We start from the raw sequence: 21,546 nt of genomic DNA, 5'->3' as shown, positions 1-21,546 counted from the left end.
AAAGTTTAGCGTTGTTCGAGCGTTGTGCTGACCCAGACAACAAAAATGCCTGACCTGTTTTACCAGGTCAGGCAGGGAAAGAGCCCCCTGTCAGGATTGAACTGACGACCTTTCGCTTACAAGGCGAGTGCTCTACCACTGAGCTAAGGAGGCGGGGCGGTGTAACCGCGGCCGGTGGACATCATAGCGGTGCGCACCGGCCGCGTGACACCTGATTGCGGTGTCACGCGGCGGTGGCAGTCGAACAGCGTTCCCGGCGCAGTATCGGAGCCGGGGTCAGGACTGGGCGCCCTGACGGGCCGCGTCATCGGCGGCCATGGCGTCGCGCAGACTCTTCGGACGCATGTCGGTCCAGTTCTTCTCGACGTATTCGACGCAGGCAGCGCGGCTGTCCTCACCGAACACGACTCGCCATCCGGCCGGGACCTCCGCGAAGGCCGGCCACAGGGAATGCTGTTCCTCGTCGTTGACCAAGACGAAGAAGCGGCCGTCTTCGTCATCGAAGGGGTTGGTGCTCAATTTCACCTCACTGGATACTGGCGCGGTATACGGGATACTGCTCCTGGGTTCTTCCGGCGCGGGGACCGTGCGGTACACGCGTCCTGCCCCGGATGACTCCCCGAGCGTGTGTCGACCCTAGCAAGGGAGACGTTACGCGCAGGCGGTTACCTCGGTCGTCGGTTCGGTGCGACCCGTCCGGTCGGGCGGGTCAGGCGGCGAAGTATTCGAGCAGGATCTTGTTGACCTCGTCGGGCTTCTCCAGGTAGCCGAAGTGGCCCGCTTCGGGAATCTCCTGGTAGCGGGCGCCGGGGATGGCTTCGGCGACCTCGCGGGAGAGGTAGGGCGGGATCATCCGGTCGTCGGCGAAACCGATGGACAGGCATGGCACGGTGATGGCGCGGTAGGCGTTGAGGCGATCGAAGTCGTGGTCCATGCGGCGTTGCGCGCGAATTCCCGGCGTGACGGGGCCGCCGGTGAACTCGAACAGGTCGAGCCAGTCGCGGGCGGCGTTGGGCTGGGCCATGGTGGCGGGCGACAGGTTCATCACGGCGGTCACGGCGGCCTCGTATTTGGCGGGCAATCGCACGCCGCTCGCGTCGAGGTCGTGTTCGCCGAGGGAGAGGGTCTTCTGGAATTGGTCGAGTCGGCCGTGACCTGCCATGAAGACGGCTTTGCGGACCAGTTCGGGCCGGGCCAGCGCCAGTTCCTGGGCGACGCGCGCGCCCATCGAGGTGCCGACGACCAGCGCGGGGCCTTCGTCGAGCAGTTCGATCAGGGCGGCGGTGTCGGCGACCAGGTCTTCGATGGCGATGCCGCCCGCGGCCTCGTGGGAGGGCGCGATGCCGCGGTTGTCGAAGGTGCACACCCGGTATCCGGCGGCGACGAGGGCGGGGACCTGGTGCAGTTCCCACACCCGGCCGGGGCTGCCGGTGCCCATGATCATCACGACCAGCGGCGCCGTCCCCTTGGCCCGGTCGCCCTTGACCTGGTAGTTGAGGGATATTCCGTTCACCGTGGCGAGCGGCATTGTCGCCCCTTTCGTGCAGTCGGTACCGGCGCGCGGCCCGGTCCACGGCCGCCTCGGACCTTCCCACGGTATAGGCAGGCGGGCGTGGACGCAGTGAGGCGGGGTACTCGGAAGCATCCGGGTGCGGCGGCGCTTCACCCGGGCCATATACCATTGACTATTCGCACGTACGAGCGTATTGAGCCGGGAGGACTTGCTATGGCCGCGAAGGGTAGCGCGAACGACATCGCGGACGACGACCTGGAACCACTCGCCGACGAAACCGCACGTCAGGCCCAGCGCGTCGTCGCGGCCTACGCGGAGGACGCCGACGAGTGCCGGATGCTGTTGTCGATGCTGGGCATCGGCCCCAACGGCCGGGGCGAGTGACGACCTGATCCCGCCGCACGGCGATATCGGTTCGCCCGGCGATCCCAGCCCGCTCGGCGTCGACGAGGCCGTCGAACGATCCTGACAACTGCACACCGGAATGAGCGACGCACACCGCGCGGTGGGCGTCGGGTCCCGGAGGCGGTCGGCACCGCTACCGCCGCCAATAGAACAAGGATGCGTGAGTGGACCAGATGACCGACCAGCCCGCCGACGATTCCGATCTCACCCTGCCCGAGGATTCCGACACCGCCGATCCGGGGGCCGGGGTGGCGGCGGATCCGCTCGAGAACGAGGGGGGCGGTTCGGGTTTCGTCGTGGTCGCCAACCGACTGCCCGTGGATCTGGAGCGGCTGCCCGACGGCACGAAGCGGTGGAAGCGCAGCCCCGGCGGTCTGGTGACGGCGCTGGAACCGGTGCTGCGCAACAACAAGGGGGCTTGGGTCGGCTGGGCGGGCGTGGCCGACGTCGAGGTCGATCCGATCATCGAGGACGGCCTGGAACTGTATCCGGTGACGTTGTCGGGCCAAGAGGTCGCCGACTACTACGAGGGGTTCTCCAACGGCACGCTGTGGCCGCTGTATCACGACGTGATCGTGCGTCCCACCTACGATCGCGAGTGGTGGGCCGCCTATGTGACGGTGAATCGCCGGTTCGCGGAGGCGACGGCGAAGGTGGCAGCCGAGGGCGCGACGGTGTGGGTGCAGGACTACCAGTTGCAGTTGGTGCCGAAGATGCTGCGCATGTTGCGCCCGGATCTGACGATCGGCTTCTTCCTGCACATCCCGTTCCCGCCGGTCGAATTGTTCATGCAGATGCCGTGGCGTACCGAGATCATCGAGGGTCTGCTGGGGGCGGACCTGATCGGTTTCCATCTGCCGGGCGGCGCGCAGAACTTCCTGTATCTCGCCAGACGTCTTGCGGGGCAGCCGACTTCGCGCGGCAGCGTCGGGGTGCGCTCGAAACTCGGTGTGGTGCAGGTGGGTTTCCGCACGGTGCGGGTGGGCGCGTTCCCGATCTCGATCTCCTCGGCGGAGATGGACGAGAGTTCGCGGCGGCGTTCGGTGCGCGAGCGGGCCGCGAAACTGCGTGCGGAACTGGGCAATCCGAAGAACATCCTGCTCGGCGTCGACCGACTCGATTACACCAAGGGCATCGACATCCGCCTCAACGCCCTCGAGGAACTGTTGTTGGAGGGCCGCTTCGACCCGACCGAGACGGTGATGGTGCAGTTGGCCACGCCGAGTCGCGAGCGCGTCGAGAGCTACAAGCAGATGCGCGGCGACATCGAACGCCAGGTGGGTCGGATCAACGGCGAGTTCGCCCGGGTCGGCTTCCCGGTCGTGCACTATCTGCACCGCCCGATTCCGCGGGAGGAACTGTTGGCGTTCTTCGTCGCGGCCGACGTCATGCTGGTGACGCCGTTGCGCGACGGCATGAACCTGGTCGCCAAGGAGTACGTGGCCTGTCACAGCGGGCTCAACGGCGCGCTGGTGTTGAGCGAGTTCACGGGCGCGGCGGCCGAATTGCGGCAGGCGTATCTGTGCAATCCGCACGATCTGGACAGTGTGAAGGACGCGATCGTCTCCGCGCTCGAGGACGACCGGGAGACCAAGCGCCGCCGGATGCGCTCGCTGCGCCGTCAGGTGCTGGCCCACGACGTCGACCGGTGGGCGCGCGCGTTCCTGGAGGCGCTGGCCCAGGGCCAGGTGGCGGGCAGCGCGCTGCTCACCACCGACGAGGAGGTCTACCCGGAGCAGTCGCCGCGCCGGTGAGGCCCACAGCGGGCTCACAGGAATCACCCAGGCGAGGTGCAGCGAGTTCCCAGGACGCCGTCGCAGGATGGACGGTATGACTGGTGTGCCCGAACGGCAGACCCCCGAGGCGCGTGTCCTGGTGGTCGACGACGAACCGATGATCGTGGAACTGCTGTCGGTGAGTCTGCGTTTCCAGGGCTTCGAGGTGCAGACCGCCGACGACGGCGCGCAGGCACTGGACCGTGCGCGGATGTTCCGGCCGCAGGCGTTGATCGTGGACGTCATGATGCCGGGGATGGACGGGTTCGGTCTGCTGCGGCGACTGCGCGCGGACGGGATCGACGCGCCGGTGCTGTTCCTGACCGCGCGCGACGAGGTGGCCGACAAGGTCGCGGGCTTGACGCTGGGCGCGGACGACTACATCACCAAGCCGTTCAGTCTGGAGGAGGTGGTGGCCCGGTTGCGGGTGGTGTTGCGCCGCGCCGGTCAGGCCGCGCCCGCTCCGTCGAATCCGCGACTGCGTTTCGAGGACATCGAACTCGACGACGACACCCACGAGGTGTGGAAGGCGGGTGAGCCGGTGGCGTTGTCACCGACCGAGTTCACCCTGCTGCGCTATTTCCTGGTCAACGCGGGCACCGTGTTGAGCAAGCCGCGCATCCTGGATCACGTGTGGCGCTACGACTTCGGCGGCGAGGTCGGCGTGGTGGAGACCTACGTGTCGTATCTGCGCAAGAAGGTCGATCCCGACCAGCGTCTGATCCACACGCTGCGCGGCGTCGGCTACGTCATGCGCGCGGGACGCTCGGCCGGTCAATGATCGCCGAACGCCCGACTGTGGACACCGGGGGCGAGCGCGCCGCGTCGGCCGGTGACGTCCCGCCGGAGGTCGAGCACGCCCGGGGTGGCGCGCGCGACCGGCCCGCGCCCGACAGATCGCGCGTGTCCGCGGCGCTCGGGTGGCTGCGCGGAGTGCCGGGCGCGATGCCGCTGCGGGCGACGCTCGTGCTGGCGCTGGTTCTGCTCGCGGGTCTGGGGCTGCTGATCTCGGGGACCGTGGTGACCTCGGGCTTGGAGCAGTCGCTGACCTCCCGCACCGACCAACAGTTGCGCGAGGCCGCGTTGGAGTGGTCGCAGCGGTTGCGACTGCCCCCGCCGCCCGCCCAGGACGTCCGGCATCCGCCGAGCCAGTTCTTCGTGCGGGCGATCAGCGCCGACGATTCGACGCGGATGGTGGTGAAGGCGTTCGGGGTGCAGGCCGAACCGGCGCTGGCCGAACCGCCGAGCGCCACCACCGGCGGCAGGCCGATTGTCGAGGGTCCGACGACGGTCGGATCGACCGGCGGTGGTGACGTCGAGTGGCGCACGGTGACGTTGCGCAACCAGGACGGCGTCATCACCGTCGCCCTGCCGTTGACCCAGAACACCGACACCGTGCGCAAGCTGATGATCCTGCAACTCGTGGTGGGTCTCGCGGTGCTGGCGATCCTGGCGGTGGCCGCGCATTTCGCGATCCGCCGCAGTCTGCGCCCGCTGCGCCGGGTGGAGAACATCGCGGCCGCGATCGCCCGCGGCGACCTGCACCGCCGGGTTCCGGTGCGCGGCACGAACACCGAGGTGGACCGGCTCTCCCGTTCGCTCAACGGCATGTTGACCCAGATCCAGAGCGCGTTCCGGGCCACCGAGGAATCGGAGGCGGCGGCGCGGACCTCCGAGGCCAGGATGCGCCGTTTCGTCGCCGACGCCAGCCACGAACTGCGCACCCCGCTGACCACGATCCGCGGGTTCGCCGAACTGTATCGACAGGGCGCGACCACCGATCCGGCGATGCTCATGGACCGCATCGAGCGCGAGGCGCGCCGGATGGGTCTGCTGGTCGAGGATCTGCTGATGTTGGCGCGTCTGGACGCCCAGCGCCCGCTGGAACGCGGTCCGGTGGACCTGCTCGCGGTGGCCAGCGACGCCGTGCACAGCGCGCGTGCGGTGGCGGCGACGAACGCGCCGGACGGCGAGCGGCGCTCGATCGAACTGGAGATCCGTTCCGGCGAGGGCACCCTCGAGGTGCTGGGCGACGACGACCGGTTGCGTCAGGTGCTGGCCAATCTGGTCAACAACGCGCTCATCCACACCCCCGCCGACGCGGCGGTGACCGTGCGCCTGACCCCGGCGGCCGACGAGGTGCGCCTCGAGGTGGCCGACACCGGTCCCGGTCTGCCCCGCGAGGAGGCCGAGCGGGTATTCGAGCGCTTCTACCGCACCGACACCTCGCGCACCAGGGCCAGCGGCGGCACCGGACTCGGCCTGTCGATCGTGCAGGCGCTGGTCACCGCGCACGGCGGCGCCGTCGAGGTGGACAGCACGCCGGGGCGCGGCACCACCTTCACGGTGCGCCTGCCGCGCGACTAGACCGGGTTGACCGCGTCGACCAGCCAGCGGTCGTCGGTTTTGTCCAGGATGACCCGGACCCGACTGCCCGTGGTGGTGCCCTGCGGGCTGTCCTTGCTGGTGGTGACCTGGTTGAGGAACAACAGCACCACCGCGTGCGACCGATCGGCCTCGACGACGCCGCCGGCCTGCGTGGTCGCCTTGACGGTGAGCTGCTTCTCCTTGGCCCCTGGCGCGATGGCCTGGTTGATCAGCGTCAGGTAGTCCTCGCGGAAACTCGCCGACAGGTTCTCGGCGGCCTTGGGGAGTTCGGTGTCGACGGTGGTGAAGTCGTAGGTGAACATGGCCGAGACGGTGCGGTCGGCGGCCGTCACCGCCGCTTCGCGGGCTTGTTCGCTCTGCTTGTCGTCCCAGTAGCGGAAGCCGTTGACGCCGAGCACGATCGCGGCCGCCACGGCGATCGCGCCCGCCACGGCGACGGCGATCCAGCCCCGGGTGCCTTGGAAGAACCTCATGCCACGAACTCCACCTTCGACGCGGACAGACCGGTATCGGTCCTGGTCACCGTGACCCGGAAGCGGTAGTACCGCGTCTGCGGCTCGGCTTGACCCGCGTTGGTCAGGGTCTGCTTGGCGGCGACGAGCACGGTGCCCTGGTTCTCGTCGTCGTCCTGGACCGCGGCTTCGACGATCTCGCCGTTGGACACCACTTTGGCCTGCTGCACGATGCTCATGAACGGGTCGACGCGACCGTCGAATTCGCTCTTGAACTGTCCCGAGGCCAACGACAGGATGCGGTCGATGTCCTCCTTGGCCGAGTCGGCCCTGATCGTGGTCAGATTCAGCACGGCCTGGCGGGCGGTCTGCACGTATTCGGCGCGGCGGTCCTCGCGCTGTCCGGCCTCGCGGGTGATCCAGATCGACGCGCCCGCGCCGACCACCAGGGCCAGCACCAGCACGGCCGCCGCGAGGACGGTGAGCAGTCGGCCGCGCGGGGCGCGCGCTTTCGGTTCGCTGTCCTCGGGCGGCGTGGCGTCGCCGGACGCGGATTCGGGGCCGTCCTCGTGGGCGGTGACCGAGGTCTTCTCACCCGGGTCCGACGCGGTCTTCGCCACCGAAACGGCGGTGGCCGCCGCCGGGGACTCCGCGGCGGCGGCCGTCGCGGCGGTGGACTCCGCTGTGGAGGGCTTCGCGGCCGCGGACTTCGCGGCAGGGGACTCCACGGTCGGGGACTTCGCGGTCGGGGACTTCGCGGTCGGGGATTTCGCGGTCGGGGATTTCGTGGTGGGGGCGTCGGCCGCCGAATCGGCCGCCTTCACCGCGCCCGCCGTCACTGTGACGGGCGCTTTCTCGGTACCCACCTCCTCGACGGGAGGACCTACCGAACGCACCGCACGGCGTCGCGCGCGGTGATTATCGCCGTTGACATCACTCATCGTTGCTGCTCCTCGAGCATCGCTTGCCAGCTCGACGGTACCGTGCCGGAACCGCCGGGGCCGACATCTCCCTGACGGTAGGTGCGGCCGTCCGGACCGATGTACACACCGGTGGCCGGGTCGTAGGACCTGGCGACCGCGGGCGTGGTGTAGGCCGCGGGGGTGGTGGTCGCCGCCTCGGGCGTGTCGCTGAAACTCGCCGGCGCGTTGCCCGAACCGTCGGGCGCGTTCCCCGCACTCGCCGGGGCGACGGGTTGCACGGGCCCGAAGGGCGGATCGTTGCCCTCGGGGACGAATCCGGTGCGGCACAGTTCCGGCGTGGGCGCGCGCACGCCGGGGAATTCCGCGCACGGCGTGTTCCTGATGCCGCGCACCGCGATCGGCGAATCCTGCGGCACCTTGCAGTAGAGCCCGGGCGGGGTGTCCACCGGATTCAGCTCGCTGGGCGAGCGGCGTTCGTTGGCGGGCAGGAAGCCGGTGGTGCAGGCGGGCGGATCGTTGACCACGACCATGAAGTCGACCATCGCGCCGTACTGCACGGGACCGCGGATGATGGTGCGCAGCGCGGCGATCAGCGGCGGAAACACCACCAGCAACTGTTCGATGCCCGCGTGATAGGTGACACCGACCTGGCCGAGGCTGACCAGGTTCGACAGCAGCAGCGGCAGGGTGGGTTGCAGCGACTCGAACTGCCGGGTGACCGCCTGCATGGCCGAGGGGCCTTCGCGCAGGATGGCGCGCAGCGAGGGGTCGTGGGCGCGCAACTGGTCGGTGACCGTGGCCAGATCGGCGGTCCAGGACCGGATATCGGCATCGGATTCGATCTGGGTGTCGAGCAGCGGGCCGATCTGGTCGAGCAGTTTCTTGGTGGGTTCGACGTTGTCCTGCGCCTCCTGGACCAGCAGCGCGGCCGAGTCGATGAACCGTTGCAGATCGGGGCCCGCGCCGTTGAACGCGCGGAACGCCTCGTCGATGACCTGACGCAGGCGGGTGTCGGCGATGCTGGAGAGCAGGCGGTCGGTCTGGTCGAGCAGCGCGCCGACGTCCTGGGGCAGTTTCGTGCGCTGCACCGGGATCACCGACCCGTCGGACAGGTTGCCGCCGGTGGGGTTCTCGGCGGGCACCAGGTCGACGTACTGTTCGCCGATCGCCGAGACGCTGCGCACCCAGGCGTCGACGTCGGCGGGGATCTTCTGGTCGCTGTCGATGGACAGTTTCGCGTCGACGCCGTCCTTGGTCAGCACGACCCCTTCCACGACGCCGACGTTGGTGCCGCGGTAGGCGACGTTGGCGTGCTCGTAGAGTCCGCCGGTGGCGGCCAACCGCACGGTGACCTCGTAGCGCCCGATGCCGAACATGGCGGGCAGTTTGACGTAGACGCCGCCCATGATGACCAGGCCGACCACCGTGAGGATGGAGAAGATGGTCAGCTGGGCGCGAACGAATTTGGTGAGTGTCATCGGCCCGCACCTCCCGGCAGCGGCACGGTGAGGCCGGGGATCGCGGGCAGACCCGGGATCGGCGGCAGGCCGGGGATGGTGGGGGTGGGTTGGGCGGCGGCGTCCGGGGCGGGCAGCAGCGGCCCGGTCGCCGGGTTGCCGACCTGGGTGGCCGAATCGGGGGCGAAACTGCCGATGATGCCTTCGACGCCGCCGAAGCGTCCGCCGAGCGGGGTTCCGGTGAGCCAGTTGGAGTCGAGTCGGCGACCGGTCATGTCGACGGTGATGAACAGGTTCATGTAGTCGCCCTTGATGGCGTTGCTGATGTTCTTCATCGGGAACGGGAAGGTCGGCAGGATCTTCAGCGATTCGATGAGGTTGGTGCCGGTGTCGGCCAGGGTCTGCAACACCGGTCCGAGGCTGCGCAGGTTGGCTTTGAGGTTCTCGCCGCTCTCGGCGACGACGCGACTGGTGACGTCGCTGAGTTCGCCGAGCGCGGTGATCGTGGTGGTGATGCTCGCGGTGCGGTCGGCGAGCACGGTCAGCGCGGGATGGATCTGTTCGATGGCGCGCGCGACGACGTCGCTCTCCTGGGCGAACTTTCCGCCGAGCCGGTCCAGTCCTTCCATGGCGGCGATGATGTCGCCGCGCTGCTCGTCCAGACCGCTGGTGAGCTGGGCCAACTGCGGGATGAGGTCACGGATGTCGTCCTCGCGGCCGGTGAGCGCGGCGTTGAGTTCGTGGGTGATGGTCTCGAGTTGGGCCAGGCCGCCGCCGTTGAGCACCACCGACAGCGAGGACAGCACCTGTTCGGTGGTGGGGTAGGCACCGGCCCGTTCCAGCGGGATGACGTCGCCGCCGCGCAGTTCGCCGACCGGCGGCGCGTCGGTGGGCGGCAGCAGTTCGATGTGATTGCTGCCCAGCAGACTGGTCTGGGCGATCTTGGCGACGGTGTTGGCGGGCAGGCGCACCTCGGGCTTGAGCACGACGGTGACCAGCGCGTGCCAGTCCTGCACTTCGATGGCGGTGACCGTGCCGACCGTGACGTCATCGACGCGGACCGGCGAATTCCTGGTCAGCGTGGTCACATTCGGCATCTGGATGGCGATCTCGTAACCGCCGTCGACGTTCTCGGTGCCGGGCAGGGGCAGCGAGTTCAACCCGTCCCACTGGCAGCCGCTCACGCCCAGCGCGACGCTCACCCCGAGCGCGAAGGCGGCCACGCCGGAGCGACATCGCCTCGACACCCCGGTTCCGCGGGTCACTGGTCGCCGTGTCATCGCTGCCCCCCGGGGATCGCCAAGCCGGTGACGCCGTCCGGCACGCTGACCTGGTTGTAGGTCTGTCCTTGCAGACTCGGATCGCTGTAGACGATCTGGTCGGGGAACGCCTGCACGCCGGTCGCCGGATTCAGCATGATGGGCGCGTAGTTCATCGCGACCGAACTGATGACGGGGGCGAGGTACTGCGCGCACAGGTCGGCGCTGCGGTCGGAGTTGTCGTATTCCAGCGCGCGGATCGAACCGCACAGGAAGCTCAGCGGATCGGCGGTGTTGTTCAACGCGATCGCGCCGGTCAGCGTGCCCTGCGCAGGTTTGTAGATCTGGTAGAAGTTCACCAGCGCGGTCGGCCCGGAGTGCAGCACCCGCTCGAGCTCCGGTCGCTTGTCCACCAACTGCTTGGTCACCTCGTTGAGCCGTTCCACGCCTTCGGTGAGTTCGCCGCCGCTGCCGTCGAGGAAGCGCTTCACGTCGGTCAGCGCGATGTCGAGATTGTCCAGGCCCGCGCCGAGGTCGGCGGCGGTGTCGCCGAGAACCTGCGAGACCGAGGCCAGTCGGCCGCCGAACTGCACGATCTGTTCGTTGCTGGAGGACAGCACCTCCACGAACTTCTGGAGGTTGCGGACCGTGCCGAACAGGTCGGTGCGCCCGTCGGAGAGCGTGTTCAAGGTCGCGGACAACTCGCGCAGGGTTTCGCGCAACCGGTCGCCATTGCCGTCGAGGTTGTCGGCGGCGGTGTTGACGAAGCGGCCGAACGAACCCTGCTGGTCCTCGCCGACCGGGCCGAGCGCGGTGGCCAGTTTGGACAGTTCGGCTTTGATGTCGTCCCACTCCACCGGCACCGCGGTCCGCTCGATCGGAATCGTGGAGTCGTCCTCGAGTTTCGGGCCGCCGGTGTAGGCGGGCGCCATCTGGATGAAACGCGCCGAGACCAGCGACGGGGAGATGATGACGGCACGCGCGTCGGCGGGCAGGTCGACCCCGCGGTCGATGGTGACCTCCACGCGCACGTTGTCGCGGCCGGGTTCGACGGTATCGATCCGGCCCACCTTCACGCCGAGCACCCGCACGTCGTCGCCGACGTAGAGGCCGTTGGTGGACGGGAAGAAGATCGTCACCGACTTGGTGCCGAGCTTGCTCAGCGCGGTGTAGAGCCCGAAGGCCACCAGCGCGACCACCAGCACCCCCGCGACGATCACCGCCCAGCGCGGGGTTTTCCTGACTGTGCTCGTGATGCTCATCGCGGCGGTTCCTGTTCGGCAGGCACGATCGACGGCGGTGCCGGGTGGGTGAAGATGTTGCGCAGGTCGTTGGGCAACTGTTCGGGCCAGACCAGCGCGTCGACCAACGGACGCAGTTCGGTACTGGTGGCGTTGACGACGTAGGCGTTGAACCACGGGCCGTTGCCGACCTGCTCGCCCAGCGCCGCCGCGTACGGGCCGACGCTGTCCAGGGCCTGGTCGAGGTTGCTCTTGTTGGCCTGCAACAGCGCGAGCACCGAATTCAACCGCTCCAGGGCCGGTTTCAGCTGCGCCTCGTTGTCGTCGACCAACCCGGTCAACTGTTGGGCGACCTGATTGACGTAGACGATGAGCTGTCCGATCGCGCCGCGGCGGCGGTCGAGTTCGCCGAGCAGGTTGTTGCCGTCCAGCAGCAGCGCGTTGATCCGGTCGCTGCGGTCGGCCAGGATCTTGGTGACGTTCTGCGCCCGGGTCAGCAACTGGGACAGGGCCTCGTCGCGGGCGTTGATACTGCGCGACAGGGCGGTCACGCCGTCCAGGGCGGTGCGCAGCGGCGCGGGGGTGTCGGCGAAACTGGCCGACAGCACGTCGAGGGTTTCGTCCACTTTCTGCATGTCCAGGCCGTCGACCGTGGTGGTCAGATCGCCGAGGGCCTGTTGCAGCGAGTACGGCGAGGTGGTGCGGTCCAGCGGAATGGTGTCGTCCACCCGCAGCGCGCCCGACCCGTCCGGGACCAGTTCCAGGGATTTGCGGCCGAGCACGGTGTTGGTCTTGATCGCCGCGGTGGTCTTCTCCCCCAGCACGATCTTCTCGTTCAGGGAGAAGCTGACCAGCACCTTGGCCCCGTCGAGTTCGACGTCCTCGACCCGCCCGCTGCGCACGCCGGCGACCTGCACCGCGTCACCGGGCAGCAGACCACCCGCGTCGGCGAAGTACGCGGTGAAGTTCGCACCGCCGCGAATGAAGGGCAACCGGTCGAACTGGAGCGCCGAGAGCGCGACGGCCACCGCCACCACCAGACCGACCACACCGATGGTCACGACGCGGGACTGCTGCTCAGCCATTGGGTTCACACCTTCCCGTCGCCTGCAGACCCGGCATCTTTACCTCCAGCGTCTGCCCGTCGGGACCGTCGACGAGGAAGTTGGTCCCGCAGACGTAGAGCTGGAGGAACGATCCGTACGCGCCGATCCGGATGAGCTGTTTGTAGGTTTCGGGCAGCTTGTCCAACACCCACTGCACGGTGTCGGACCCCTCGTCGAGGTTGGTGGCCAGCCTGCCGGTCTGCTCGATGGTGTTGCGCAGGTCCGGGCGCGCGGTCGCCAACAGCTGGGTCAGATCACCGGTGGCGCCCGCGATGCGCGGCAGCGCGTCGCCGATCGGGTCGCGGTCGGCGGCCAGACCGCTGACCAGGCGCTGCAATTCGTCGAGGGTGGTGGCGAACTGGTCGCCGCGTTCGTCGATGGTGCGCAGCACGGTGTTCAGGTTGTCGATGACGCTGCCGATGAGCTGATCGCGATCGGCCAGGGTGCGCGCGAAGGACCCGGAGCTGTTGAGCAACTGCACCAGCGTGCCGCCCTGACCCTGGAAGATCTGCAACAGCGCCGAGGTCAGATCGTTGACCTGAGCCGGGTCCAGCCCGCGCAGCAGCGGTTTGAAGCCGCCGAGCAGCAGGTCGAGGTCCAGCGCGGGCGAGGTCTGGTCCAGGCCGATGGTGCCGCCGGAGTGCAGCACCCGCGCCGAGCCGGGACCTTCCAGCAGTTCGAGATACCGGTCGCCGACCAGGTTCTCGTACCGGATGGTGGCCTTGGTGCTGGTCAACAGGGTGTATTTGCGATCGACATCGAATTCGACGTGTGCGAGGTGGTCGTCGCCGACCTGCACATCGCTCACCGACCCCACCGGCACGCCCGCGATGCGGACCTTCGCACCGGGCAGGATGCCCGAGGAACTGGTGAACACGGCGTGATAGCTGTGCTCCCTGGCGAAACGCACCTGACTGAACACGATCGCGAGGCCGGCGAACACCAGCGACATCACCACGGTGAAGATCGTCAGTTTGACAGTGGTCGCGGTGTTCTTCACGGTGCTCCCATCCCCGGTAGCCCGGCGAACAGCAGTTGGAACACCTTGGGCGGTTCGTTGAACACGATCGGGCCCGTGCTGGGCATGTACGGGGCCCCTTGATTGGTATCGGTGACCAGGTAGTCGGCGTGGCTGCCGGGCGCCCGGTCCACCACGCCGTCGCAGCGCGGCCCGCCGGTGGCGTTCACCTTCGGCAGGTCCTCGGGATAGGTGTAGGGCTTGGCGCCCCACATGAAGTTGGTGTTCATGCCGATGCCGGGCAGCACGCCGCCGAAGATCTCCTCGGCCAGCGGAACCAGCCCGCCGACACCGTTGACCAGGCAGCTGAGCGCGGGCCGGTAGGCATCGAGCAGTTGCGAGGTGGGCCGCAGCAGATCGAAGGTGGCGGCCAGATTCGTCTCGTTCTCGCGCAGGACCGCGCCGGTGGTGTTGCTCAGCCCGACCAGGCTGGCCAGCACGTTGTCGAGATCGTCCTGCTGGTCGACCAAGGTGCGGCCGATGACGGTGGTGTTGTCCACCGTGCGCAACAAGTCGTCCGCGGAGTCGGCGTAGATGCCGGTCACGCCGGCGGTCTTCTGGAGATCCGCGCGCAGCGTCGGCAGGTACGGATTGATCTCGCGCAGGTATTCGTCACTGCTGGTGAGCAGTTCGCCGAGTTTCTCGCCGCGTCCGTCCAGCGCCGAACCGAGCGCGCCCAGGGTCGCGTTCAATTTCTCCGGCTCGAGCAGTGCGAGCACGTCGGACAGGTGCTGGAACAGCGTGTTGAATTCCACGGTCACCTGTTCGGCGGTCACCGTCGAACCCGGCCGCAGCGAAGTCGGCGACGGCTGTTCCGGAATGACGAAATTGACGTACTTCGCGCCGAATACCGTGGTCGACCTGATGTCGACGGCGACATTGGCGGGCACCCGCCGCAATTCCTCGGGCGATACCTCGAGGTGCAGCAGCGCACCTTCGTCGTCGAGGTCGACCGAGACGACCCGGCCGATCTCCACCCCGCGCACCTTCACCTTGGCGTCGGTGTCCAGGACCAGGCCGCTGCGGGGGGCCTGGACCAGGATCTTCGCCGTCCTGGTGAATCCGCCGGAGAACATGACCAGGGAGATCGACACGACCACGACCAGCACGAGAATCATCCCGAGGCCCGCCAGTTTCAGCCCGAGCCCACCGCGTAACGCGCGCACGACGCGACTTTCCGATTGCTTCGAATCCGCCATATCGCTCTACCCGGAGAGATGGAAGTTGCCGGAGGTTCCGTAGATGGCCAGCGAAATCAGCAGCGTCACCGTGACCACCGCGACCAGCGAGGCCCGTACCGCGTTGCCGACCGCGATACCGACGCCGACCGGGCCGCCCGCAGCGTTGTAGCCGTAATACGTGTGGATCATCATCACCGCGAGCGCCATGAAGATCGCCTGCGCGAACGACCAGAGAATATCGCTCGGAATGAGGAACGTGGAGAAATAATGGTCATAAACGCCCGATGACTGTCCGTAGATGACGACGGTCGCGAAACGCGCCGCGAGGAACGAGGCGATCACCGCGAGCGCGTAGAGCGGAACGATGGCGATCATTCCGGCCAGCACGCGGGTGCCGACCAGATAGGGCACCGGGCGGATGGCCATGGATTCGAGCGCGTCGATCTCCTCGGCCACCCGCATCGCGCCGAGTTGGGCGGTCGATCCCGCCCCGATGGTCGCGGCCAGGCCGATGCCGGAGATGACGGGCGCGGCGATGCGGACGTTGATGAAGGCCGAGAAGAAGCCGGTCAGCGCCTCGATGCCGATATTGCCCAGTGAGCTGTAGCCCTGCACGGCGATGGTGCCGCCGGTGAAAAGGGTCAGGAAGCCGACGATGACGACGGTGCCGCCGATGACGGCCAACGCCCCGGTGCCCATGCTGATCTCGGCGATGAGCCGGATGGTCTCGGTGCGGTAGTGCACCAGGGCGCGGGGGATGGAGGCCAACGCCTGCGCGTAGAAGACGGCGTGTTTGCCGAGGTTGTCCAGCGAGGCCGAGAATTTGCGCGCGCGGCGCACGGTCCGCGGGAAGCGGGATTGGATCACGAAGGCCATCGGGTCACCGCACCGTGAACTTGATGCCGACCGCGGTGACCACCACGTTGACCACGAACAGGGCCATGAAGGCGAAGACGACGGTCTGGTTGACCGCGTCGCCGACGCTCTTGGGTCCGCCGCGGACGTTCAATCCGAGGTAGCAGGCGACCAGGCCCGCGATCAGACCGAACAGGCCCGCCTTGATCTCGGAGATGACCAGTTCGGGCAGGTGGGTCAGCAGGGTGATCCCGTTGACGAACGCGCCGGGGTTGACGTCCTGCAACAGCACCGAGAACAGGAAGCCGCCGAGGATGCCGATGGTGCAGACCAGGCCGTTTAGCATGAGCGCCACGAACATCGAGGCGAGCACGCGGGGGACAACCAGGCGGTGCACCGGGTCGATGCCGAGCACCTTCATGGCGTCGATCTCTTCGCGGATGGTGCGCGCCCCGAGGTCCGCGCAGATGGCCGTGGCGCCCGCGCCCGCGACGATCAGCACGGTGACGATGGGGCCGACCTGGGTGACCGCGCCGAAGGCGGCGCCCGCCCCGCTCAGGTCGGCCGCGCCGATCTCGCGCAACAGGATGTTCAGCGTGAAGCTCACCAGCACGGTGAACGGGATCGCGACCAGCAGGGTCGGCACGAGCGAGACGCGCGCGATGAACCAGGACTGATCGATGAACTCACGCGCTTGAAAGGGCCTGCGGATGCTCGCCCGGGCCACGTCGGCGGTGAGTTCGAAGAACCCGCCGACGGCCCGCAACGGCACGGCAAGGACCTCGTTCATTCGCGATCCTCCTTGCTCATCGTGCTCGTGTAACGCACGACACGCCCCGCCACGGGCATCGTCGCCGCAATGATTAGAACATGTTCATCTCGCTGATGCGAGATTTTGTCCACTTTGAACTGCGATTTTCCAGGAACCGGCTCATTTATTTAGAACACGTATCGCCTGCGCTCGCTTCGTGGCCTGTGAGGAGAGTTACACATCGGACTCTCATGTCTACCAAGTGGCAGACCCGCGATCAATAGTTGGACAACCGATCAGTAGGTAACCGATGGCAGCCGCCATCGGCCTCCCATCAGCCCAGATCGTTCAGCGAGGTCGCGGAGAAGGTGCGCCCCTGCGGGCGATCCGCGAAGTAACCACCGAGCGTGTCGGCCAAGCCGTCCACACTCCACCGCTCCCCCTCGGCGTCGAAGCGCCGCTCGACCACCGGAGCGGCCATCAGCGCCACCATCGGCCCGTAGACGACGAACAACTGACCGGTCACCGCGTCGGCGGCGGGCGAGGCCAGGAACGCGACCAACCGCGCCACGTGATCGGGCGAGAGCGGATCGACCTCGCCGTCGGGCGCCGCGCTGAACACCGCCTCGGTCATCGCGGTCCGCGCGCGCGGCGCGATGGCGTTGGCGCGCACGCCGAATCGCGCCAGCACCCGCGACGCCGACAGCGTCAACGCGGTGATGCCCGCCTTGGCCGCGCCGTAATTGGCCTGCCCCTCCGGACCGAGCAACCCGGCCTCGGAAGAGGTGTTGATCAGCCTGCCGTAGACCGGAGCGCCCGCCTGTTTGGACTTGCCCCGCCAATAGGCGGCCGCGTTGCGCGTCAAGAGGAAGTGACCGCGCAGGTGCACCGCGAGCACCGCGTCGAAGTCCTCGTCGGACATGTTGAACAGCATGCGGTCGCGGGTGATGCCCGCGTTGTTCACCACGATGTCCAGGCTGCCGAACGCCTCGGTCGCGGTGGTGACCAGCGCGTCCGCGGTGGCCCGCTCGGCGATGCTGCCCGCCACGAACTCGGCCTTGGCCCCGAGCGCCCGGATCTGCTCCAGGGTCTCGGTCACCGTGTCGTTCTCGCTCAGATCGTTGACGACCACCGACGCGCCCGCGGCCGCCAGCGCGAGGGCCTCGGCCTTGCCGAGACCGGCGCCCGCGCCCGTGACGACGGCGACCCGACCGGACAGGTCCGTCCCGGATTCGCTCACGACGCGACCTCACTGTGCTCGATGGCCTCGCGCACATCGCACGAGCGGCTGATACTGGGCTGTGTAAGCTGGGTCACGGAGCGACTCTAGAACGTGTTCCTATCTGTCGGCAAGCACGCTCACTCCAGTTTCAGCGCCGCCTTCGGGCACTGCGCCACCGCGTCCTCCACCTCGCCGAGCAGATTCTGCGGCACCTCGGCGACCAGAATGTGCAACTGGTCGTCGTCATCGAGTTCAAACACGTCGGGGGCGAATCCGACGCAGATTCCGTTCGCTTCGCACTGATCGAGATCGACCGTGACCTTCATGGGAACTCCTTACCGAAGCCTGTGCTGCGAGCCTACAAGTTCCCCCGGTCACGCGGAACGCAACCGGGCGGATTGGAGGTCAATACTGGAACATGTTTCAGTCGATATGCAATCATCGGATCAACCGCTTCCAACGAAGGCTCGAGGTTTTGTCATGCGCATCGCGTATACACCGCAGCAGGAGGAGCTCCGCGCGGAGCTGCGCGACTATTTCGCGCGGCTGATCACCCCGGAGCGCAGGGCCGCGCTCAGCGCCCAGACCGGTGAATACGGCCACGGCAACGTCTACCGCGAGGTCGTGCGCGACATGGGCAGCGACGGCTGGCTCACCCTGGCCTGGCCCGAGGAGTTCGGCGGTCAGGACCGCCCCACCATGGATCAGCTGATCTTCACCGACGAGGCCGCCATCGCCGGCGCGCCGGTGCCGTTCCTGACCATCAACTCCGTCGCGCCCACGATCATGCACTTCGGCAGCCCCGAGCAGAAGAAGTTCTTCCTGCCGAAGATCGCGGCGGGCGAACTGCACTTCGCCATCGGCTACTCCGAACCGGGCGCGGGCACCGACCTGGCGAGCCTGCGCACCAGCGCGGTCCGCGACGGCGACGACTACGTCGTCAACGGCCAGAAGATGTGGACCAGCCTCATCGCCTACGCCGACTACATCTGGCTGGCCGTGCGCACCGACCCCGCGGCCAAGAAGCACAAGGGCATCAGCATGCTCATCGTGCCGACCGACACCGAGGGTTTCTCCTACACCCCCGTGCACACCATGGCGGGCCCGGACACCAGCGCCACCTACTACCAAGACGTGCGGGTCCCGGTCAGCGCACTGGTCGGACAGGAGAACGGCGGCTGGGGGCTGATCACCAACCAGCTCAACCACGAACGCGTCGCGCTCACCTCCGCCGGACCGCTGGGCCTGGCGCTCACCCAGACCGTCGACTGGGCCCGCACCACCAAGGCCGCCGACGGCTCGCGGGTCATCGACCGCGAATGGGTGCAGCTCAACCTGGCCAAGGTGCACGCCAAGGTGGAATACCTCAAGCTGCTCAACTGGGAGATCGCCAGCCGCGCCGACGCGGGCGGTGAAGCCGCTCCGCGCCCGTGGGACGCCTCCACCTGCAAGGTCTACGGCACCGAACTGGCCACCGAGGCCTACCGGCTGCTCATGGAGGTCCTCGGGCCGCAGGCGTACCTGCGCCAGGACTCCCCCGGCGCGCAACTGCGCGGCCGCCTCGAGCGCATGCACCGCGCCGCGCTGATCCTGACCTTCGGCGGCGGCACCAACGAAGTGCAGCGCGACATCATCGCCATGACCGCGCTGCGTCAGCCCGCCGCGGCCCGCTGAGAATCGGAAGCTGGTTCACCACCATGGATTTCACCCTCACCGAGGCCCAGAACGATCTGGGCCGCCTCACCGCCGAGGTCACCGGCAAACTCGTCACCGCCGACCGACTGCGCGAACTGGACCGAGCGGGCCGCTACGACGAGGCGCTGTGGAGCGCCCTGGCCGAGACCGGCGTCCTGGCCGCCGCGCTGCCCGAGCGGGTCGACGGCGGCGGCTTCGGCATCCTCGAGCAGACCTCGGTCCTGCGCGAATTGGGCCGCTCGGTCGCCGCGGTCCCCTACCTGTGGTCGATCGTGCTCGGCGCGGGCGCGCTGGCCGCCTTCGGCGACGACGCGCAGCGCGAACTGGCCCGCAGCGCGGGCACGGGCGAGATCGTGCTCAGCGCGGCGCTGACCGAGGAACGCAACTGGGAGCCCACCGCGCCCGCCACCGTCGCCCGCGAGGAGTCCGACGGGTGGCGGCTCACCGGCGCCAAGACCACCGTCCCCTACGCGACGCGGGCCGCCCGCATCCTGGTGCCCGCCACCGTCTCCGGCCGGGCCGCGGTCTTCCTGGTCGACCCCTCGGCCGCGGGCGTGCGGATCACCGAACAGCAGGTCGTTGACCTCGGTGACGAGTACGAGATCGAATTCACCGACGCGCCCGCGGAATTGGTGGGCGACCTGGACGGGGGCGCGCGCCTGCTGGACTGGCTGCTCGTGCGCGCCTGGCTGGGTCTGTCCGCCCAGCAGTTGGGCACCTTGGAGAAGTCGCTGGATCTGGTCGCCGACTACGCCCGCGAACGCGAGCAGTTCGGCAAGGCCATCGGCGCGTTCCAGGCCGTGGCCCAGCGCCTGGCCGACGCCTACATCGACGTGCAGGGCCTGCGGCTGGCGGTGACCCAGGCGGCCTGGCGGCTGTCCGAGGACCTGCCCGCCGAGGAGGTCGCGGCGGCGGTGCACACCGCCAAGTTCTGGGCGGCCGAGGCCGGACATCGCGTGGCGCACACCGTGGTCCACGTGCACGGCGGCGTCGGCATCGACCGCGACCACATCGTGCACAACTACTTCACCGCGGCCAAGCACAACGAGTTCGCGCTCGGCGGGGCGGGCGATCACCTGCGGGCATTGGGCGCGCTGTTCGCCGCACCCGCCTGATCCGGTCGGAATCGACCCGACCGGGACGGGCGGGTCGATTCCTTCCGGCCGGACGCGACGGTCCGGCCCCTCGGGATCCCGGACGCCGGCACGACTCGGGCTCACCGGGGGTCGACGGTGGACGGGCCGCCGACGGATATTTTCGATCGGGTCTATTTCGTCCGAAGACGATCAAAGTCCGGTGATGTATCGCGGGCGAAACCGCCGGGTGAACTTCGGATTACGCGACCGAACCCGTCACGGCCGCAACTCGGCGAGCACGCTGAACTCGAAGGCGTCGGTGTTGGCCAGATAGACCGGCTGGGTCGTGTGCACCCCGCGCACCCGCACCGTCCCGCGCGGCCCCCGGTACCCGACCCGGCGGGCCCGCCGCTCGATCTCGCGCGGCTCCAGACTTCCCGCGGTCTGCACCAGCGCCGCGAACAACAGCATGCCCTCGTAACAGGATTCGCCGATATTGTTCAGCGCGGGCGCGAACGCGCCGTAGCGCGCGGTGTAGCGGCTGCCGAAATCCATCCCCTCCGGCGTCACCACGCTCTCGAAATAGCCGCTGGCCGTGAACAGTCCGCGGGTGCTGTCGGGTCCGCCCGCGTAGAGCACGTCCTCGCCGATCATCATCGCGAGGCGGATGCGGTCGTCGTCCAGGCCCGCCTCGGCGAACGCGCTGTTGAACGCGGCGGCGTCGGCCCCGACCAGCAGTTGCAACACCCCTTGCGCGGGCGAGTCCGCGATCAGTCCCAGCACCGGCGCGAAATCCCGCCCGCCCAACGGCACGAACGCCTCACCGATGATCTCCAGATCCGAGCCAGCCATGAAATCCCTTGTGGCGCGCGCGGTCTCCCGGGGCCACACGTAGTCGTTGCCCACCACGCACCACCGGCGGACGCCGAATTCCGTGCGCAGCCAACGTAAGGCGGGGAACAACTGCTGACTAGGAGTCTCCCCCACCATGTAGACGCCCGCCGTGTCCTCGCCGCCCTCGTAACACGTGGTGTACACGTACGGCACCCGACCCGCGGTGTGCGGCGTGATGACCTTGCGCGCGTCGGACAGATGCCAGCCGACGACCCCGTCCACCCGCCCCGACCGCACCAGCGCCTCGACCCGCGCGGACAACGCGGGCAACGGCGCGCCCGCGTCGACCGGATACAACCGCACCGGCCGATCCAGGATGCCGCCCCTGGCGTTGA

The 21,546-nt window shown here is 68.3% G+C and carries 21 protein-coding genes and 1 tRNA gene; 6 read left to right on the top strand and 16 right to left on the bottom strand.

Going from position 1 to position 21,546, the window contains the following annotated elements:
- Window positions 1-81: 81 nt before the first annotated feature.
- The 3 genes from ON30_RS02895 to ON30_RS02885 all read right to left on the bottom strand — a co-directional run bounded on the left by ON30_RS02895 (window position 82) and on the right by ON30_RS02885 (window position 1,528).
- Window positions 82-153 (bottom strand) — tRNA-Thr (locus tag ON30_RS02895).
- A gap of 123 nt (window positions 154-276) precedes the next feature.
- The gene (locus ON30_RS02890; protein WP_011207082.1) at window positions 277-519 is read right to left on the bottom strand and encodes an MbtH family protein; all 243 of its coding nucleotides are present in this window, start codon (window positions 517-519) and stop codon (window positions 277-279) included.
- Window positions 520-709: 190 nt separating this feature from the next.
- Entirely contained in the window at window positions 710-1,528 is an 819-nt protein-coding gene (locus ON30_RS02885) for an alpha/beta fold hydrolase (RefSeq protein ID WP_040703976.1), read from the bottom strand.
- Window positions 1,529-1,726: 198 nt separating this feature from the next.
- Here ON30_RS02885 and ON30_RS39990 point away from each other — a divergent pair, with 198 nt between their 5' ends.
- From ON30_RS39990 to ON30_RS02870, 4 genes are all read left to right on the top strand, one after another.
- Window positions 1,727-1,897: a hypothetical protein gene (locus ON30_RS39990; RefSeq protein WP_169334866.1), complete on the top strand. Its 171-nt coding sequence runs from the start codon at window positions 1,727-1,729 to the stop codon at window positions 1,895-1,897.
- A gap of 194 nt (window positions 1,898-2,091) precedes the next feature.
- On the top strand, window positions 2,092-3,672 hold the full coding sequence (locus ON30_RS02880) for an alpha,alpha-trehalose-phosphate synthase (UDP-forming) (protein ID WP_245553919.1): 1,581 nt from the start codon (window positions 2,092-2,094) through the stop codon (window positions 3,670-3,672).
- A 67-nt stretch (window positions 3,673-3,739) separates the two neighbouring features.
- Window positions 3,740-4,474: a response regulator transcription factor gene (locus ON30_RS02875; protein ID WP_174387355.1), complete on the top strand. Its 735-nt coding sequence runs from the start codon at window positions 3,740-3,742 to the stop codon at window positions 4,472-4,474.
- A gap of 164 nt (window positions 4,475-4,638) precedes the next feature.
- Window positions 4,639-6,060, top strand: coding sequence for a sensor histidine kinase (locus ON30_RS02870; RefSeq protein ID WP_040704110.1), 1,422 nt, complete (start codon window positions 4,639-4,641; stop codon window positions 6,058-6,060).
- Here the strand turns inward: ON30_RS02870 and ON30_RS02865 are convergent.
- The 12 genes from ON30_RS02865 to ON30_RS02805 form a co-directional block, all read right to left on the bottom strand.
- Window positions 6,057-6,554, bottom strand: a complete 498-nt coding sequence (locus ON30_RS02865) for a h domain protein (RefSeq protein WP_040703972.1) — start codon at window positions 6,552-6,554, stop codon at window positions 6,057-6,059. The two genes, ON30_RS02870 and ON30_RS02865, sit on opposite strands and share 4 nt — an antisense overlap.
- Window positions 6,551-7,399 (bottom strand): Rv1363c family protein, encoded by an 849-nt coding sequence (locus ON30_RS40305; protein ID WP_174387353.1) that lies wholly within the window; start codon window positions 7,397-7,399, stop codon window positions 6,551-6,553. Before ON30_RS40305 ends, ON30_RS02865 begins: the two co-directional genes overlap by 4 nt.
- Window positions 7,400-7,470: 71 nt before the next feature.
- Window positions 7,471-8,934: an MCE family protein gene (locus ON30_RS02850; RefSeq protein WP_040703970.1), complete on the bottom strand. Its 1,464-nt coding sequence runs from the start codon at window positions 8,932-8,934 to the stop codon at window positions 7,471-7,473.
- Window positions 8,931-10,193 (bottom strand): MCE family protein, encoded by a 1,263-nt coding sequence (locus tag ON30_RS02845; protein WP_051028872.1) that lies wholly within the window; start codon window positions 10,191-10,193, stop codon window positions 8,931-8,933. Before ON30_RS02845 ends, ON30_RS02850 begins: the two co-directional genes overlap by 4 nt.
- Window positions 10,190-11,434, bottom strand: a complete 1,245-nt coding sequence (locus ON30_RS02840; protein WP_040703968.1) for an MCE family protein — start codon at window positions 11,432-11,434, stop codon at window positions 10,190-10,192. Before ON30_RS02840 ends, ON30_RS02845 begins: the two co-directional genes overlap by 4 nt.
- Window positions 11,431-12,498 carry an MCE family protein gene (locus ON30_RS02835; protein WP_040703966.1) on the bottom strand — a complete coding sequence of 356 codons (1,068 nt, stop codon included), beginning with the start codon at window positions 12,496-12,498 and terminating at the stop codon, window positions 11,431-11,433. The genes ON30_RS02840 and ON30_RS02835 overlap by 4 nt, the downstream gene beginning before the upstream one ends.
- Window positions 12,491-13,519: an MCE family protein gene (locus ON30_RS02830; protein ID WP_040703965.1), complete on the bottom strand. Its 1,029-nt coding sequence runs from the start codon at window positions 13,517-13,519 to the stop codon at window positions 12,491-12,493. Before ON30_RS02830 ends, ON30_RS02835 begins: the two co-directional genes overlap by 8 nt.
- The gene (locus tag ON30_RS02825) at window positions 13,516-14,736 is read right to left on the bottom strand and encodes an MCE family protein (protein ID WP_083911099.1); all 1,221 of its coding nucleotides are present in this window, start codon (window positions 14,734-14,736) and stop codon (window positions 13,516-13,518) included. Before ON30_RS02825 ends, ON30_RS02830 begins: the two co-directional genes overlap by 4 nt.
- A 6-nt stretch (window positions 14,737-14,742) precedes the next feature.
- Window positions 14,743-15,594 (bottom strand): MlaE family ABC transporter permease, encoded by an 852-nt coding sequence (locus tag ON30_RS02820; protein WP_040703963.1) that lies wholly within the window; start codon window positions 15,592-15,594, stop codon window positions 14,743-14,745.
- 4 nt (window positions 15,595-15,598) lie between these two features.
- Window positions 15,599-16,363, bottom strand: coding sequence for an MlaE family ABC transporter permease (locus ON30_RS02815; protein ID WP_040703961.1), 765 nt, complete (start codon window positions 16,361-16,363; stop codon window positions 15,599-15,601).
- 295 nt (window positions 16,364-16,658) lie between these two features.
- Complete coding sequence (locus ON30_RS02810) at window positions 16,659-17,564, bottom strand: 3-oxoacyl-ACP reductase (protein ID WP_040703959.1); 906 nt, start codon at window positions 17,562-17,564, stop codon at window positions 16,659-16,661.
- Between the two features lie 119 nt (window positions 17,565-17,683).
- Window positions 17,684-17,872: a ferredoxin gene (locus ON30_RS02805; protein WP_040703957.1), complete on the bottom strand. Its 189-nt coding sequence runs from the start codon at window positions 17,870-17,872 to the stop codon at window positions 17,684-17,686.
- 154 nt (window positions 17,873-18,026) lie between these two features.
- Between ON30_RS02805 and ON30_RS02800 the strand changes: the two genes are divergently transcribed.
- Window positions 18,027-19,220 carry an acyl-CoA dehydrogenase family protein gene (locus ON30_RS02800; RefSeq protein ID WP_040703955.1) on the top strand — a complete coding sequence of 398 codons (1,194 nt, stop codon included), beginning with the start codon at window positions 18,027-18,029 and terminating at the stop codon, window positions 19,218-19,220.
- A 23-nt stretch (window positions 19,221-19,243) separates the two neighbouring features.
- Window positions 19,244-20,356, top strand: a complete 1,113-nt coding sequence (locus ON30_RS02795; RefSeq protein WP_040703953.1) for an acyl-CoA dehydrogenase family protein — start codon at window positions 19,244-19,246, stop codon at window positions 20,354-20,356.
- Window positions 20,357-20,593: 237 nt separating this feature from the next.
- On the opposite strand, the gene ON30_RS02790 is transcribed toward ON30_RS02795, so the two are convergent.
- The coding region (locus ON30_RS02790; RefSeq protein WP_040703951.1) for a substrate-binding domain-containing protein at window positions 20,594-21,546 on the bottom strand (953 nt) is incomplete at its 5' end.

The sequence above is a fragment of the Nocardia takedensis NBRC 100417 genome, from assembly GCF_000308695.1.
Classification (GTDB): Bacteria; Actinomycetota; Actinomycetes; order Mycobacteriales; family Mycobacteriaceae; genus Nocardia; species Nocardia takedensis.
Note: the sequence above shows the minus strand (reverse complement) of the source record. Positions and strands in the feature narration are given on the sequence as shown.